Source organism: Deltaproteobacteria bacterium, assembly GCA_026129095.1.
Taxonomy (GTDB): Bacteria; JAGRBM01; JAGRBM01; order JAGRBM01; family JAHCIT01; genus JAHCIT01.
Map to the genome: position 1 here is coordinate 15,303 of JAHCIT010000003.1, position 14,512 is coordinate 29,814.

11 protein-coding genes are annotated in these 14,512 nt (G+C 62.9%); 8 read left to right on the forward strand and 3 right to left on the reverse strand.

Annotation, left to right across the window (positions count from 1 at the left end; translation table 11 throughout):
- The first annotated feature begins 91 nt into the window (after positions 1 to 91).
- Together KIT79_05040 and KIT79_05045 are read left to right on the forward strand one after the other, a co-directional pair.
- Complete coding sequence (locus KIT79_05040; protein MCW5828661.1) at positions 92 to 745, forward strand: hypothetical protein; 654 nt, start codon at positions 92 to 94, stop codon at positions 743 to 745.
- Between the two features lie 106 nt (positions 746 to 851).
- Positions 852 to 2,156, forward strand: a complete 1,305-nt coding sequence (locus KIT79_05045; protein ID MCW5828662.1) for a hypothetical protein — start codon at positions 852 to 854, stop codon at positions 2,154 to 2,156.
- A gap of 107 nt (positions 2,157 to 2,263) precedes the next feature.
- On the opposite strand, the gene KIT79_05050 is transcribed toward KIT79_05045, so the two are convergent.
- Positions 2,264 to 3,427, reverse strand: a complete 1,164-nt coding sequence (locus tag KIT79_05050) for a hypothetical protein (protein ID MCW5828663.1) — start codon at positions 3,425 to 3,427, stop codon at positions 2,264 to 2,266.
- A gap of 67 nt (positions 3,428 to 3,494) precedes the next feature.
- Positions 3,495 to 4,145 (reverse strand): dTMP kinase, encoded by a 651-nt coding sequence (gene tmk / locus KIT79_05055; GenBank protein ID MCW5828664.1) that lies wholly within the window; start codon positions 4,143 to 4,145, stop codon positions 3,495 to 3,497.
- 14 nt (positions 4,146 to 4,159) lie between these two features.
- Here tmk and KIT79_05060 point away from each other — a divergent pair, with 14 nt between their 5' ends.
- The 4 genes from KIT79_05060 (at position 4,160) to KIT79_05075 (ending at position 9,466) form a co-directional block, all read left to right on the forward strand.
- Positions 4,160 to 5,251 (forward strand): tetratricopeptide repeat protein, encoded by a 1,092-nt coding sequence (locus tag KIT79_05060; protein MCW5828665.1) that lies wholly within the window; start codon positions 4,160 to 4,162, stop codon positions 5,249 to 5,251.
- A 55-nt stretch (positions 5,252 to 5,306) separates the two neighbouring features.
- Positions 5,307 to 5,810: a hypothetical protein gene (locus KIT79_05065; protein MCW5828666.1), complete on the forward strand. Its 504-nt coding sequence runs from the start codon at positions 5,307 to 5,309 to the stop codon at positions 5,808 to 5,810.
- A gap of 11 nt (positions 5,811 to 5,821) precedes the next feature.
- Complete coding sequence (locus KIT79_05070; GenBank protein ID MCW5828667.1) at positions 5,822 to 8,707, forward strand: hypothetical protein; 2,886 nt, start codon at positions 5,822 to 5,824, stop codon at positions 8,705 to 8,707.
- A gap of 63 nt (positions 8,708 to 8,770) precedes the next feature.
- Complete coding sequence (locus tag KIT79_05075; protein MCW5828668.1) at positions 8,771 to 9,466, forward strand: response regulator transcription factor; 696 nt, start codon at positions 8,771 to 8,773, stop codon at positions 9,464 to 9,466.
- Position 9,467: 1 nt separating this feature from the next.
- On the opposite strand, the gene KIT79_05080 is transcribed toward KIT79_05075, so the two are convergent.
- Positions 9,468 to 11,540 (reverse strand): hypothetical protein, encoded by a 2,073-nt coding sequence (locus KIT79_05080; GenBank protein ID MCW5828669.1) that lies wholly within the window; start codon positions 11,538 to 11,540, stop codon positions 9,468 to 9,470.
- A gap of 229 nt (positions 11,541 to 11,769) precedes the next feature.
- Between KIT79_05080 and KIT79_05085 the strand changes: the two genes are divergently transcribed.
- A complete protein-coding gene (locus tag KIT79_05085) occupies positions 11,770 to 12,309 on the forward strand; it encodes a hypothetical protein (GenBank protein MCW5828670.1) in 540 nt (179 codons plus the stop codon).
- Positions 12,310 to 12,319: 10 nt separating this feature from the next.
- Positions 12,320 to 14,476, forward strand: a complete 2,157-nt coding sequence (locus KIT79_05090; GenBank protein MCW5828671.1) for a tetratricopeptide repeat protein — start codon at positions 12,320 to 12,322, stop codon at positions 14,474 to 14,476.
- Positions 14,477 to 14,512: the final 36 nt, after the last annotated feature.

Genomic DNA, 14,512 nt, shown 5'->3' on the forward strand with positions numbered 1-14,512 from the left:
GAAAAAAAAATGTATATTAGTGTCGCAGCGATTTAGTATAATCCGCATAACTGTGTTATCATGCTTTAGAAAAGCTTGAAGAGGAGGAAGTATGCGAACACCTGGATGGGCAACTGTGTACATTTTTTCGATTTTTATAATGACAGGGGTTCTGCTGGCGGGTTCTGCCGCGGCGCAGGAACCGGCTGATGACGGCATTGTCTACGGAACGGCGCGGCGGCAGAACTACTGGCTCGGCGGGTTGAGGGCCGGATTGTCGCTGGTTCCGGCAAAGGTTGCCTATGGTGGTGTGAAGGCGGATCCCGGACCCCATGTGAATGCTTCCTTTGCGAGGGTTATTGACGATATTGTGGCAATCGGGCTGATGTCAGAATGGGAAAGTCATGACTTGAAAGTCGGTGGCCTGAAGGCGGGGACCGGCCACGTCGTTTCGATTATTCCCTATGCTGAAGCGCGGGCACGGCTGACGGGTTCGAAAGTTGTGTTGACCGGAAGTTTTGGGCTTGGTGCCAATATCAACTTTTTCGATATGGCTCCCGGTGTCACACCGAAGGTCAAGCCGAATCCCATGGTTGCGTTCAGGCTTGCGGTGGGCGGCGAGTATGAAGTGAAGGAAAACGCGTTCCTGGGACTTGAGATTGCCTACAAGACGAACAACGCAAAAGCGGAGATTGGTAACCTGGGCAAGGACAATTACCGCTACAACTCTCTCGCCTTCCTGTTCGGCGGGAAACTGGCCTTCTGACCCGGTAGCCCCGCCCGTTTATTGACACTCCCGCCGGTTTTCGCCAGACGGATGAGTCCGGGTTCTGATGCCCGGACTCATTTCTTTTCCGGGGGGATTTTCCGTCATGCCCATCCTCGTCTCCAAGACCTACTGGCTCGGAATGCCGTTCAACTTCCGTATCTGGCCGGAGCACGCCCAGTGCGAGCCGGTGACGATGAAGGCGGACGACTTCCGCGAGCTTCGCGGCCTCTACTGGACGGCGAAGGGGAACGAAAAGCCCAGGATCGGTGTCGTGGTCATGCACCCCCGTGCGGACTTTACCCACCACTACATCGTCCCGCGCTTCACGAAGGCCGGGTTTGCCGTGCTGGGTGCCAACACGCGCAACCCCAACAACGACACCAACACGATCCACGAGGAGATCATTCTCGATGCCAACGCCTGCGTGAAATACCTCAAGGACGTGAAGGGCTGCCAGAAGGTGCTCCTGTTCGGGAACTCCGGCGGCGGCAGCCTGTTCGCCTTCTTCCAGGCCCAGGCCCGGCTCGCGCCGCAGCAGCGGCTGAGCCATGACCCGGCCGGCATTCCCGTCGCGCTTAAAGGCGCCAAGATGGTCCCGGCCGATGGCATCATCCTCTGCTCGGCCCACAAGGGCGAGGGGAAGATCATGAACGAGTGCATCGACCCGTCGGTCGTGGATGAACGGAACCCGGAACTTACCGACCCCGATCTCGACATGTACGACCCGCGTAACGGCTTCCGGGAGCCGCCCGACTGGACCGAGTACTCGACGGAGTTCTGCGAACGGTTCCGGGCGGCTCAGATCGCCCGCGTGAAGCGGATCGACGGCATCGCCAGGGGCTACATCGACGAGTTCCGCCGGGCGGAACTGCTCCGCGCTGATCCGGAGTTCAAGAAGCTCCCCTACGAGAAACGGATGCGGATACTCCGGCAAGAAGCGTTCGAGCCGGTGATGGTGATCTACCGGACGATGGCGAACCTGCACTATGTGGACCGGCACCTGGACCCTTCGGACCGTCCCTACGGCTCGCTCATCAGCGAGCGGCCGGACCTCATGAACTGGCAGTACCTGGGCTTCGGCCGCATGTGCACACCGCGGGCGTGGCTCTCCACCTGGTCGGGGGTATCGTCGAAGGCCGACCTGCGTGCGAACCTGAAGCAGATCGAGGAACCGGTGATCGTCGTGAACGCCGGACGCGACAACGAGATTTTCCCCAACACCGACGCCAAACCGATCTACGAGGCCGTGGTCTCAAAGGACCGCAAGTACGTCAACTTCCCGGAAGCGCTCCACTACTTCGAGCCGCCCTTCGGCCAGAAGGAGACGCCGGACGTGGACAAGCTCATGGACCTGCTGGTTCCGTGGGTGGAGGAACGGTTCGCTTCGGCGGCTCCCGCAACTTCCTGAAAGGATTCCGCGCCCGCCGGGACCAGTTCCCAGCGGGCGCGCAGTTTTTCCGGGTGGTAGAACGGCTCGTCGTCCAGCAGGAAGACCTGCCGTCCGGCGGCGAGATATCACTCTTCCGGCGGCGGGAGCGTGATTGTCCGGAACCGTTCGTTCACACCCTCGGCCACGTACAGGATGTGGGTGCGCCAGTCGACTCTCAGGCCGCGGGGCTGGTTGAACATCGCCTCGGTGGCCGGTCCGCCGTCGCCGGAAAATCCGGCCTCACCCGTTCCGGCGATGGTGGTGATGACACCGGTCCGGGCGTCCACCCGCCGGATCTGATGTCCCGGCGCGTCGGCGACATACAGGTTCCCAAAGGCATCGAAGGCGATGGCATGGGGCGAAAAGACGCTGGCCCCGGTGGCTGGCCCGCCGTCGCCCGAAGCCGCAGCTTCGCCATTACCGACAACCGTGGTGATGATGCCCGTCACGGCGTCGATCCGCCGGACCCGGCGGTTGCCTGCGTCGCAGAAGAGGTAGTTCCCGGCCGGATCGAAATCCCCGTTGGCCGGGAAGCTCACCTGTGCATCCACAGCCGGTCCGTCATCGCCGGAGAATGCAGCAGTACCGTCACCTGCGATGGTGTCGATCTTGCCGGTGGCCGCATCGATTCGCCGGATCCGGTGGTTGTTGAAATCCGCGATGAAGATGTTGCCCCCGCCGTCGATGGCGATGCCATGAGGGCGGGCAATTTCGGCCTCGATGGCCGGTCCGCCGTCGCCCGAGAAGCCTTCGGCTCCGCCGCCCGTGACGGTGCGGATGATTCCGGTATGAGCCTCGATCTTGCGCAAGCGGTTGGAGTTCAGCTCCACGAAGTGGAGGCTGCCCGCCGCATCGCGGGCCAGTTCGCGGGGCCGGGCGAGCCGGGCGTTCACTGCCGGTCCGCCGTCGCCATCATCCTCGCTGTCGCCGTTCCCCTCGACACCCGTTCCGGCGATGGTGGTGATGATGCCGGTTTCACCGTCAATCCGCCGGATCCGGTGGTTGCGGACATCCGTCACGTACACATTGCTGAGCCCGTCGATCACAATGCCGCCCGGCAGATGGAAACTGGCCTCCAGTGCCGGTCCGCCGTCGCCGCTGAAACCCTGGGTTCCGTTGCCCGCGAACGTCTGGACGATGCCGTAAACGGGCGGCTCCTCGGTTTCGATCACGGGCGCCGGATCGTTTCCGCAGGCAACAAGTGGCAGGCAAAGCAGTGCGGTAAATAGCGGGCGGGTTAACAGGTTCAAGCAGGAATCCCCTTCATGGGGGTGCCTTTTGTCATGGAAGTGCCGGGAATGGCAACAGCCTGATCGTTCAGGGGGTTTCCGCATTGCGGCGGGCCTTGGCGGCAACCGATTCGATCCGGGCGGTCGCGGTGCGGACCGACTGTTCCAGCGACAGTTCGGGTTCCACCCAGTACCAGTCGTCCCGCCGCCTGAAGCGGGCATACTGTGACCGGACTTTTTCCAGAAACTCCTTTTTCTCGAAGCTGTCGTGTCCTTCCGGGCGGGACGCCCGGATCCGCTCCAGCGCCGTATCGACGTTGCAGTCGATCCAGACGACGAGGTCGGGCCTGGGAAACTCGGCTTCGCTCAGGTGCAGTATCCGGTCCGGATCAACGCCCATGGAGCCCTGGTAGGCGGCACTCGAAAAATAGTAGCGGTCGGTAATGACGATCTGGCGGTTCACGAGGGCGGGGTACAGCTCGCGGCTGGCATGCTCGCGCCGGTCCTCGTGGAACAGCCGGAAGATTTCCGCCCCGTCGTCCGCTTTCCCCTCGTTCACCAGCCGTCTAATCTCGCGGCCGTACTGCCCGTCTGTCGGTTCCCGCGTCCAGCGGACCGGGTAGCCCTTCCGGCGCAGCTCCTCGAAGACGAGCTTGCTCTGGGTGGTCTTGCCGCTTCCGTCGATACCCTCGTAGGCGATGAGCAGGCCACGGGGAACGGTGAGATTGGGCGGGTTCATGGGCGGAGGCGATCATGCGACGAACCGGGGGAGCCGTGCAAGGGATGATCGAGATGCGCCCAGTGATACCGGCTGTCGTCATGGCGGTCCTGCTGCCGCTGGCCGTTCTGGCTGGCGGTGAAGGCGACGCCTACGCGGCCCGTCACAAGGGGCGGTTTCCCGGCAAATGTCTTGAAGACGCGAAGAAACACCTGTCTGCCCTTGAAAAATCGGACAAATCCGCGCCGGCGGCACGCAAGGGGCTGGAGGCGCTCGTCGCTGCCGGGTGCGGCGATTCACTGATCGAGGCCCGGCTGGGAACGCTGAGGCTCGATTCCGATCCGGCGGCGGCAAGAAAGCACTTCGAGGCGGCCACCTCGCTAGCGGCGGACTATCCGGACCTGAAACCTCTGGCAGCGTCGGTCCTGTTCAATCTCGCCTACCTGCTGGAGAAGGCGGGCGACCTGGACGGGGCCGAAACGAGATACCGGGGGGTTCTGGACGCGGACCACGGTTATGCCAATGCCCGCACGTCGCTCATTACCCTCTACCAGAAACGGGCCCGCGCCCGCATCGCCGCGGGTGATGCGACCGGTGCCATCGCGGATATCGACGCCGCCATTGCCGAGGCGGATATATCCGAGAACCAGTACGGCATGCGCTTCCGGGTTTTTCGCGAACAACTCGCCATCCAGGCGGTTGAAATCCTCGTGGCGTCGAAGCGGTTCGACGCGGTGGACGAGTATCTGGGCCGTTTCAGGGCGGAAAAGAACACGCGGGGGATACTGAAGGCGGCGGCACTGATGAACGCCGCGGGACACCGGGCAGGCGAGGAGAAGGCCTACGAGATGGCTTTCGATACCGACTCCACCCTGCATGAGCCGGTCATCCTGTGGGCCGAGCTTTATGAAAACGCGGGCGATCTCGCTCGCGCCGAGGCGATCTACCGCCGGGCGCTGGAAAAAAACTCCCGGCTGTCGCGGGTGCGCTATGCGCTTGGCGTGGTTCTGTACAATCAGGGCAGGATGAAAGAGGGCGTTGCCGAGGTAGAGCAGGCGTCCAGCGAACTGCCCACCTCGGCCGAGTTCCGCGAAACCCTGGAAGAGATGAAAGCCGGCATGCGGTGAAGCGCGGGGTATCCACGGCCGCGGTTCACCAGCTACAGTAAAGCCCGGCGAAAACATGACAGAGACTCCCGCCAGAGACACAACCTCCATCTGTCCGGTCAGGCTCCTCCCCGGCGAGGTGCCTGATGGTGCCGGCCTGTGGGCTGTCGAACTGGCCCGCAGGGGGCCGCGGTTCGATGGCTGGCTGGGACAGATCGACTGGTGGACGGGCGGGGTCTTGAGGACCTGGCGGCCGGAACTGTGCCGGGACGGCAAGGCAGACCTGTTTGTCGGTCTGGACTGGCTCCTGTCCGAGGGCCTTCTGGTCCTTCCAGGTCCCCCGGACAGATCGGATGCGGCCTGTGTCACATGGGCGAAAAGCATCGTCGAGCGTGCACGCGGGCTGGGTGTCAGCGAACTATCCATCGGGCTGAACCGGATCGGCCGGGGAGAGGGAGAGATGGACAGGATCGTGGATCTTCTCGGCCGTGAACTGGCAACGCCGGGGATTGAGATCCGGGTCTGGACGGGCGGCCTGTTCGATCCGTTGCGGGACGGGTATCCCGCCGGAAGCGGCTGAGCGGGACTGCCATGGGTGAGCAGTTTTTCCTTTCCGTCGAGTTCGAGAACCTCGTTGACCTGTCGGCGCTGGCAGTTTCCATCTTCCTCTTCCCTCTGGGCTGGAGAGGCGCCCGGAGCATGCAGACGGCCTTTGCTCGGTGGTGCCTGTCCGCCTTCTTTTCCGTAATGGTTTTCCACTTCGGGCTGCAGGCGCTCCGGAGCGGATACCACCTTGCGTCGAACCTGCCCTTCAGCGCGGGGTACTTCCTGCCGCTTCTGGCGATCACCGAAACGCTCGGTGCGGGACTGCTGCTGGCGTTGCTGGTGAGCGGCTGGAGTCTCGTCTGGGCGCGCTGGTCGCTGGGAGTGGTGATTGCCGCCGCACTGGTATCCGGGGCGGCGGCCCACCTGACCGGTGCGTCTGGCCTGCCGCTGATCATCCGGGGCCAGTATGCGTTTGCCCAGACCCCGCTGGCCTGGATGGGGTTTCTCCGGGCGTTCCTGCTGGCTGCTGCGGGGGTAGCGGTGCTGCGTGCGGGCGTCGGTTTTCCGCTGCCGCGGCGGCTGGGGCTCGTCGCGCTGGGGCTGGCTGCCTGGCAGTTTCTCAACCTGCCGGTTGTTTTAGGCGCATCAATCCCGGCGGCGGCGGTGAGTTCGTCAGCGGGACAGGTTGCGGGCCTGCTTGCTGTCGTGGGCGGAATCGTCATCGTATACGATTTCAACGACGTCAGGTGGCGGTCGTTCGCAATGCGGGTCTTCGTGCTTGCGTTCGTGGTACTGGTGACGTTCATCCTGACGCTCTCCTTTAACTACCTGCTGCGTGTGCGGTTGCTGGACGAGGCACTGGTCCGCTACCGGGGTGAAGGCCGGAAGATCGCCGCCGATATTACGGAGACACTGGATGAACTGGCCGGCTCGCTCTCCCGGCTGACCGAGCCGGCGGTCTTCCAGTTTTTCAGCACCCGCTTCCATTCCTCCAGCGCGGCGGTGAGCGAACTCGGCCTCGATCTGGTTCGCGGGTACATTCCACGTGAATTCAACACGGTCAGCTTCACCGATCCGGCCGATCTTCTCCTGCTGGTGTATTCGGCCTATGGCGGTGTGCCCGGCGCAGCGCCGGCGCTCACCGCCAGCCAGATGAACCAGCTGTGGGCGGCTCCGGGCCGGGTGCTGATTTTTGATCTGGACCAGTCGGCGCGGGGAGGGCTGATTTCCGATGCTGGTGGAATACGCACCACTCCGGAAGCCATGCCGGAGTCGCAGCCTTCAGTAATGCTGGCGGCAGCGGTCAGTGACCGGTCGGGCCGTGCGCTCGGATTCGTCAAGGGCGTCATCCCGGTCCAGTCGCTGCTTTCGCATTTCGCGGGATATGACAGCAGCTCGGGGTGGGACTTCATCGCCACCGAGACAGGCACCATCCTCGCCCATCCGCGTGCTGACTATGTGGGCTACCAGATCGACCGGCGGGGGAGTGCGTGGGAAGATGCGCTGGGTGCGAAACGGTGGTTCCAGCTCGACCTGCCGGGAGGGCGGATCTACCTGGCATTGTACCCGGTGGATCACGGCGACTGGGTGCTTGCCCGCGCTGTATCGACCACGACGATCGTCGAATCCACCCGCAAGCTGCGCGGCGCGACGCTTCTCATGCTGCTGTTCACGATGTTCGTGGCCGTCGTGATCGCGGCTGTCGTGTCGGTGGTGCTCACCCGGCAGAACGTCGCCATCGAGCGAATGGGGTTCGAGGTGGAGCGCAAGCGTGTGCTGGAAGACCGCAACCGGGTCCTGGACCTCAAGAACCGGGAGCTGGCGGGCGAGCGCCGGCGTATCGAAACGATCCTTCTTTCCATTGGTGAAGGGGTGGTCGTACTCGACCCGGAGGGCCAGGTGACGTTCATGAACCGCGCCGCCCGCCGGATACTGAAAGACGTGCCGGCTCCACAGGCGGTGCCTGTCGGTGCCGGACAACTGGGCATACCGGAGCTTGAATACGAGCTGGCCCGGCTTCGCGAGGCGGGGCAGGAGCCCGGTTCGGTTCGCACGTTCATCTGCAGGGGCGGGGAAGTCGATCTTCGTGTCACGCTGTCGGAAGTTCGTGCCGATGACGGGAGCCTCGTGGCGACGGTGCTGGCCCTTCAGGATATTACCGAACTGATGAAGGTTGACCGGCTCAAGACCGAGATCGTTTCGATCGTGAGCCATTCGCTGCGGACTCCCCTGACATCGATCAAGTCATACACGGAAATCCTGCTCAGCCACCCCGGAAAGGCGATCGGCGCCAGGGAACTCCAGCACCTCGGCGTTATTGACCGTTCGGCTGACAAACTGACCCGTATTGTCACGAATCTTCTCGATCTCTCCAAGATATCTTCCGGACAGATGCAGTACCGCTTCGAGCCGACCGACATCGAAAGACTGGCGGCGGAGGCCGTCGAACTGGTTTCAGGCGCCGCCAGAGCCAAGGACATCGGGGTGGATTTCCAGGCCGATGCGGACCTGCCGTCGCTTCCGATCGACCGGCTCAAGTTCCGGCAGGTGCTCGACAACCTGCTGGGGAACGCAGTCAAGTTCACCCCTTCAGGCGGGAAAATCGGCCTGGAAATCCGGGTCGTCCCCACGGAGTCGCTCCCGGAAACGGTCCGGGCGGAGAACTGGGGCCCGCCGGGCCACTGTGTCCTCATCCGCGTGCGTGACACCGGCTCCGGTATCCGCCAGCAGAACCTGGAGCGGATTTTCGACAGGTTTTTCCAGGATGACTACGTGCGCCAGTCGTCCGAAGGCGGAACGGGGCTGGGCCTCGCTATCACTAGGGAGTTCGTGCAGGCCCACGGCGGGCGCATATGGGCCGAGTCTCCTGCCGGCAGCGGCGCCATTCTCAGCGTGGCGCTTCCCCTCTCGCAGGCCGCGGTTGCCGCCTGACGGAAACATAAGTGATTTGGGCCGTTTGCACCCGCTTTCAGCCCGGTTACACTGTGCCCGCCTATGGAAAAGGTACTGGTGATCGAGGATGACGAAAACATCCTCACAGCCGTCAAGATACTCCTCGAAGAAGAGGGATTTGCTGCCCTTACGGCACGCACCCTTGCAGATGGCCGCAACAAGACCGAGGCTGAAAATCCGGATATCGTCCTGCTGGACCTGATGCTGCCGGACGGCGACGGGCTCGACTACTGCCGCGAATACCGGCAGAAACGTCCGGGCATGCCCGTCATCATCGTTTCCGCCAAGGACGAGGAGGTTGACAAGGTGGTGGGCCTCGAAATCGGGGCCGACGACTACCTTACCAAGCCGTTCTCCAAGCGCGAACTGGTGGCCCGGATCAAGTCGGTCCTTCGCCGCACGGCCAAGGAAAAGGACGCGCCCGCGCTCGACCGGGAGAAGACCCTCACCATCCGGGGCATGAAACTGAACCCCAAAAAATACGAACTGTCCTTCAAGGGGACCACGATCCGGCTCCAGCCCAAGGAGTTCGATCTGCTCTACGTACTGGCGACCGCCCCCAACAAGGTGATGAACCGCAAGTATCTACTGAAGACGGTCTGGGGGTACGGGCCGGACATCGAAACCCGCACGATCGACGTCCACATCAAGAACCTGCGGGTCAAGCTGAAGCCGTTCTTCGGCGAGGACAACCTCATCATTACCGTCCCGACCGAAGGCTACAAGCTGATCCGCTAGGTCAGAATTCCGTCCAGCCGCCGCCTGAGGCTGGCCGCTTCAGCGATCCATCCTCGTCAAACTCCGCCGGATAACGTTCCGAGACATAGATGGTCCGGTCCCCGTCCGGAGCGGGCTGCCGGTACAGCCTGAGAACCCGGTGGCCGGCGGGCTCGCCGTCCTGGCCCCGGTTTTCCATGCCGATGGCAATGACCGGGCCGAAATCGGTGCCGGTGTCCACCTTGAGGACCGGTTCAGCGGCGAGGTTGTTGACGAGAAACACCGTCCGCCGGTCAGGCAGTCTCACAGCCGGATAGATGACCCCCTGCATGGGCAGGTCGAAATACCGTTCGCGGAGGATCAAACTGGCGGGAGCCGTACGCCGCCGCTCCAGTTCGTTGGCGAACTGTCCGCCAGCCTTCTGCGCGGCAATTGCCGCCAGTTCTGGCTGACGGCGAAGGAGTTCATCGAAGGCCGCCCAGCGAAGGACTTCATCCCGGCTATCGTCGGTAACGATGGAGGCAAGGGAGTCATGTTTGCCGGCACAGCCAAGGCCACGCACACCCGCCTCGGCCAGAAGGATGTCGGTGGAACCCGCCGCCGCTTCCGACAACGGCGCCGTCGCCTCACAGCTGTCACTGGCTAGCGCGAACAGGGCGGCTCTCCGCTCCGATACCGGCGCGCTCTCCAGTGCCGCCATGCGTTCGAGTTCCGGCCGGAGTGCCGTCCGAAGCTGGCCGCTCGTTCCGCCTGCCGCCAGCCCGTTCAGGATGGCCAGTCGCTCGGCATGTCCGCCTGTCTGGAGCCACAGGGCAAGCTGGGGAGCCTGTTCAGGACCTGCAATGCGCCTGCACAGGACGGCGAGCCGGGCCCGGAGGGAGCCGGTTGCTTCCTCCGCTCCGGCCCCGCCGCAAACGTGCGGCGCCGTGCCTTTCCAGGCCGCCGCGGGAAGCAGGAGCAGCAGTTCTTCGGCGGCTCGCTGGAGAGAGTAAGGCGAGGCGGGGCTGACCATCCGGAGAAGGAGCTTCGACCGCCAGAGGGATAGGTTCCGTCCGGTCTGGCAGTCCGGCGCGGCCGAAAGCGGATCGGTTGCCTGTGGGCAGTGCTTTTCAAAAAGTGCCTGCAAGGCCGCCGTTCCGGTGGCGAGATCATCGGCACTACCAGTTACCAGGGGCTCGATCCGTCCGAGAACGCCCGAAACCATGTCGGATGAAGATGCCGATGCAGCCCACAGGAAATCCGGCGAATCGAGCGGATCCTGTACCAGTATCTGCCGGATCACATCCTTGAACGCGGCGGGCTTTCCTTGGGCGAGCAGGATGCGGGCCTGGGCTCCCCGGAGCATCTTTTTTTCTGCCGGTGTGAGCCACGGACGGCTGAGGGCTTTCAGTGCGGCCGGATGCAGGTCCAGGTTCAGAAGTTCCAGGGCTGCGCCCTCCACGAACTCGGCACGCGGCTCCCCGGTGCCGAGAATGCGGGCGCAGCCGTCGAATGTGTTCCATCGGCCGAGCAGGGCGCTCACCGCCCGTGTCGCCTGGCACAGGCTGGCGGACATCTGGCGGTCCTTGAGCCGTGCGTCGAAGTAGGCTCCGACCTCTTTCGGGCGGAGGGCAGCGCGGGCCGGGTGGATGACGGCGGGGACCGCCTGTGTCGCCTCATCAGGAGCCAGGGTCTCGCAGGGCAGGAGAAGCTCGGTTTCGATCTGGGCGGCGTTGTGTGCGGAAAACTCCGAGCGGTTCACGATTTCCGGTGGAATGCGGCATTTGCCCGATTGCTGGTTGAGTTGCGCGAGGGTGGCGATGGCCCACCCCCTGTCATCCGGGCTCAGGGGGCCGAATGTCTGTTCCGCTTCTATCCAGCGGAGCAGGTCGTCGTAACTGTCGGCGGCCCATTTGCGGAAATACCCCCTCAGTTCTCCGGCGAGCTTGAGGTCCGCGGCCGTGGTAGCCCAGTTTTTTACCGTCAGGATTGCGCCGTGAAGATATGTCCGGTCCCTGGGAGTTCCCCGGGCGGCACGCTCGGAAAGTTTTTCAGGGGGCTTTTCTGCGGCATGTGCGGGATGGACGGAATGGATACCGGCCGTGACAGCCGTCATCAGTAGGGCGGTCCTGAAGATTCCTGCTGCCCGCGACGTACATTTTGGCCGCAGGACGACGGGGGGCTCTGGATTCATGAAGCTGCCTCCACATACCGGACTGGCTGAACGGACGCTAATATAGCCGGTTACAAACCCATAGAACCTGTGGACACTATTGACCAATTGGCTCATCCGTCCCTAGACTAACTCCCGCTGCAATCAGTGTGAGCAAAGGCATCGAATAACGATGAAACAGGCCCTCCGTCTCATAACCGCCGTCTGCGGCCTCTCGCTGGTGTTCCTCGGGCTGGCCCCGCTGGGACTTTCGGCGCAGGACGTGCGCAGTGTCGACGATGAAATCAACGACCTCCGTTCCAAGCTGGTCAAGATCAACGCCGATCTGGACGAGCTGGAAAAGGACCTCCTGCTGCCCCGGATGTCGGCGGTCAAGATATTCCTGACCTCCAGCTCTGGCCGGGATTTCCAGCTGGAGCAGGTGAAGGTGCTCCTGAACGGCAAGGTCGTGGGCTCCCATGTCTACCGGCAGGAGGAAAACATCGCGCTGGACAACGGCGGTGCCCAGGAGCTCTATATGGGGCCGATTTCCGAAGGTGAGCACACCATTCAGGCCCAGTTCTCCGGTGTCGATTCACTGAAGACCAAGGTCAACCGTGCCATCCAGATCAAGTTTCGCGGCCGGAGCCGGGTGCTTTCCTTCGTCGAACTGAAGGTGAGTTACGACCGCACCAAGCGGGCCCCTGACTTCACATACGATATCTGGGAGTAAACCGGACCCGGTGAAGCGCCGACAGGCCACATACGCACTCGCAGTGGCGGCTGTCCTGCTGACAGCCCGGGGGGCAAGCCTTCGGGCCGCGCAGGATCCCGTCCATCTCTCGGTGAGCCCCCTGTACTCGTCCTCGGACAAGATCCGCGTCCAGCTCATGAGCGCCGAATACGAGCGGCTCACCGACAACTGGATCAACCAGGACCCGTCGGTGGTGAACATGCTGAACCACTCGCGTGCCAATTCCGACGTGCACCCGCTGGTGCAACTCGGTGCGGGCAGCCTGTACGAAACCATCGGACTCTTTGTCGAGGCCCAAGAGCAGATACAGGCGATCATCAAGGGCAAGGCCCGGAAGGAGGCCGAACCCGGTGCCTTCTTCACGCTCCAGAAAGTGTACTACCAGGCGGGTGAATATGCCCGGTCCGCATCGAGCTATTCGTTCGTTGCGAAGCACCCTCAGTTCCGGAAGCTGGACGAGGCGCGGTATCTGGCGGGACAGGCCTATTTGCGTCTCAATGCCCCCGACCAGGCCGTCGAGGTGCTGAACCAGGTTGATATCAGCACACGCTGGGGTGCCTATGCCCGCTATTCGCTGGCCGTTGCCTATACCCAGCTCAACCGGATGGACGAAGCTGTCAGGGCCTACCGGGAGGCTATCGTCCTGGCTGACCGGACGGTCAAGGCCGGCGGCATCGAGGTGGCGGAGCGTGTCGTGACGGTGCTCCGGGCGCGTGGGCCGGGGTCCGAAAACGCCGAGGAACAGGTGGTCCAGGGCAGCGAGACCATCCGGACTACGCTCACGCCGCTGACCGATTCGGAACTGAAGGCGCTGGAGGGTTTGCGGTCACGCGCCCAGATCGGCCTGGGTTATCACTACATCCAGTTCAAGCAGTACCAGCAGGCTTTCGATGCGCTGTCGGCGGTGCCTGAAACCGACGCCTACTTCATCGAGGCGCTTTACGCGAAGGCATGGGCGCTCATCTACCAGAAGCGGCTCACCGAAGCGATCGTACTGCTCAACAGCCTGCTGAAACGGTCGCGCACCGGACAGTTCGCTTACGAGGCCTATCTGGTGGTTGGTTCCTGTTTCATGAATCTCGGCGCCTATGACCGGGCAATCAAGTCCTACCGGTCGGCGCAGGAGCTGTACAAGCGCGAGCGCGAGGTTGTCCGGGCCGTGGCCGAGGCGGACTTCTTCCGCGACCGCTTCGATCTTATCCGCAGCTACTTCATCCTGGAACGTGAAGGTGCCCGTGATCCGTTCGGTCTTGCCGAGTCGCGGCTCACGGATTTCGACCAGCTCGTTTATGCGAATATCGTATCCAATCCGGTGGTGCGCGACAGCTACACGCAGTTCGACGATATCGGCCGCTACCTGGCCGCACTGAATGACCGCCGTGACAATCTGGTCCGTTACCAGATCATGATTGACGACAAGTTGCGGACAGTCGCACGGGTTGCCGATGTCCTGGACAAGGAATGGACCCCGCGTTTCAAGGACCTGCTGGAGGATTTCACCCAGCTTGATGACCGCATCAATGCCAAGGGCAGGCGGTTCGATATCTGGGCCATGGCTTCGCCGAAGGAGACGATGCTGTTGCGTGATCTCCAGACGAAGAAGAACGCCATCCAGGAGATCGAGACGGATCTGAAAGGGGTGCAGGGACAGGTCGGTTCGGTATCCAGCCGGCTCCAGGCGGACGCGGCGCAGGATATTACCAGCCGTGTGGCGGCATCCGGCGATCGTGTCGAGAAACTGAAGCGGATGCAGCGTCTTCGGGCCGGAGAGGCGATCTGGAAGATCGTCGCTGTTGACCCGACCCAGCGTGTTTCGCGCGAAGCGGGAATCGAAACCCGGCAGCGGCGGGACGTGGCACGCATCAAGCAGGACATCGACCGCGTTCAGCGGCGGATCGAACAGCTTCGGGATGATGTTGATCGCGTGCGCAACCGTCACCGGGACATGAAGGTCCGGGCGAACGATCTCCAGGCCCGGGTGAAACAGGTGCTCGACCGGACCGAGAGGCTGTACGTCAATCTGGTGGACCAGCTCAACCGGGCGGTCGTGGCCGAATACAAGAACCATGACGAACGTCTTGAGCGCTTCGATCTTGAGGCCAGTTACGGAATCCTGACAGCACTCGACAAGCAGACGGGAAGGTAACCCGATGGGCAGTGACCGGCATCAATCAGCATGTCG

Coding starts and splice junctions, on each gene's coding strand:
- KIT79_05040 (MCW5828661.1), top strand. CDS start 92: ATGCGAACACCTGGATGGGCAACTGTGTACATTTTTTCGATTTTTATA.
- KIT79_05045 (MCW5828662.1), top strand. CDS start 852: ATGCCCATCCTCGTCTCCAAGACCTACTGGCTCGGAATGCCGTTCAAC.
- tmk (MCW5828664.1), bottom strand. CDS start 4,145: ATGAACCCGCCCAATCTCACCGTTCCCCGTGGCCTGCTCATCGCCTAC.
- KIT79_05060 (MCW5828665.1), top strand. CDS start 4,160: ATGCGACGAACCGGGGGAGCCGTGCAAGGGATGATCGAGATGCGCCCA.
- KIT79_05065 (MCW5828666.1), top strand. CDS start 5,307: ATGACAGAGACTCCCGCCAGAGACACAACCTCCATCTGTCCGGTCAGG.
- KIT79_05070 (MCW5828667.1), top strand. CDS start 5,822: ATGGGTGAGCAGTTTTTCCTTTCCGTCGAGTTCGAGAACCTCGTTGAC.
- KIT79_05075 (MCW5828668.1), top strand. CDS start 8,771: ATGGAAAAGGTACTGGTGATCGAGGATGACGAAAACATCCTCACAGCC.
- KIT79_05080 (MCW5828669.1), bottom strand. CDS start 11,540: ATGACGGCTGTCACGGCCGGTATCCATTCCGTCCATCCCGCACATGCC.
- KIT79_05085 (MCW5828670.1), top strand. CDS start 11,770: ATGAAACAGGCCCTCCGTCTCATAACCGCCGTCTGCGGCCTCTCGCTG.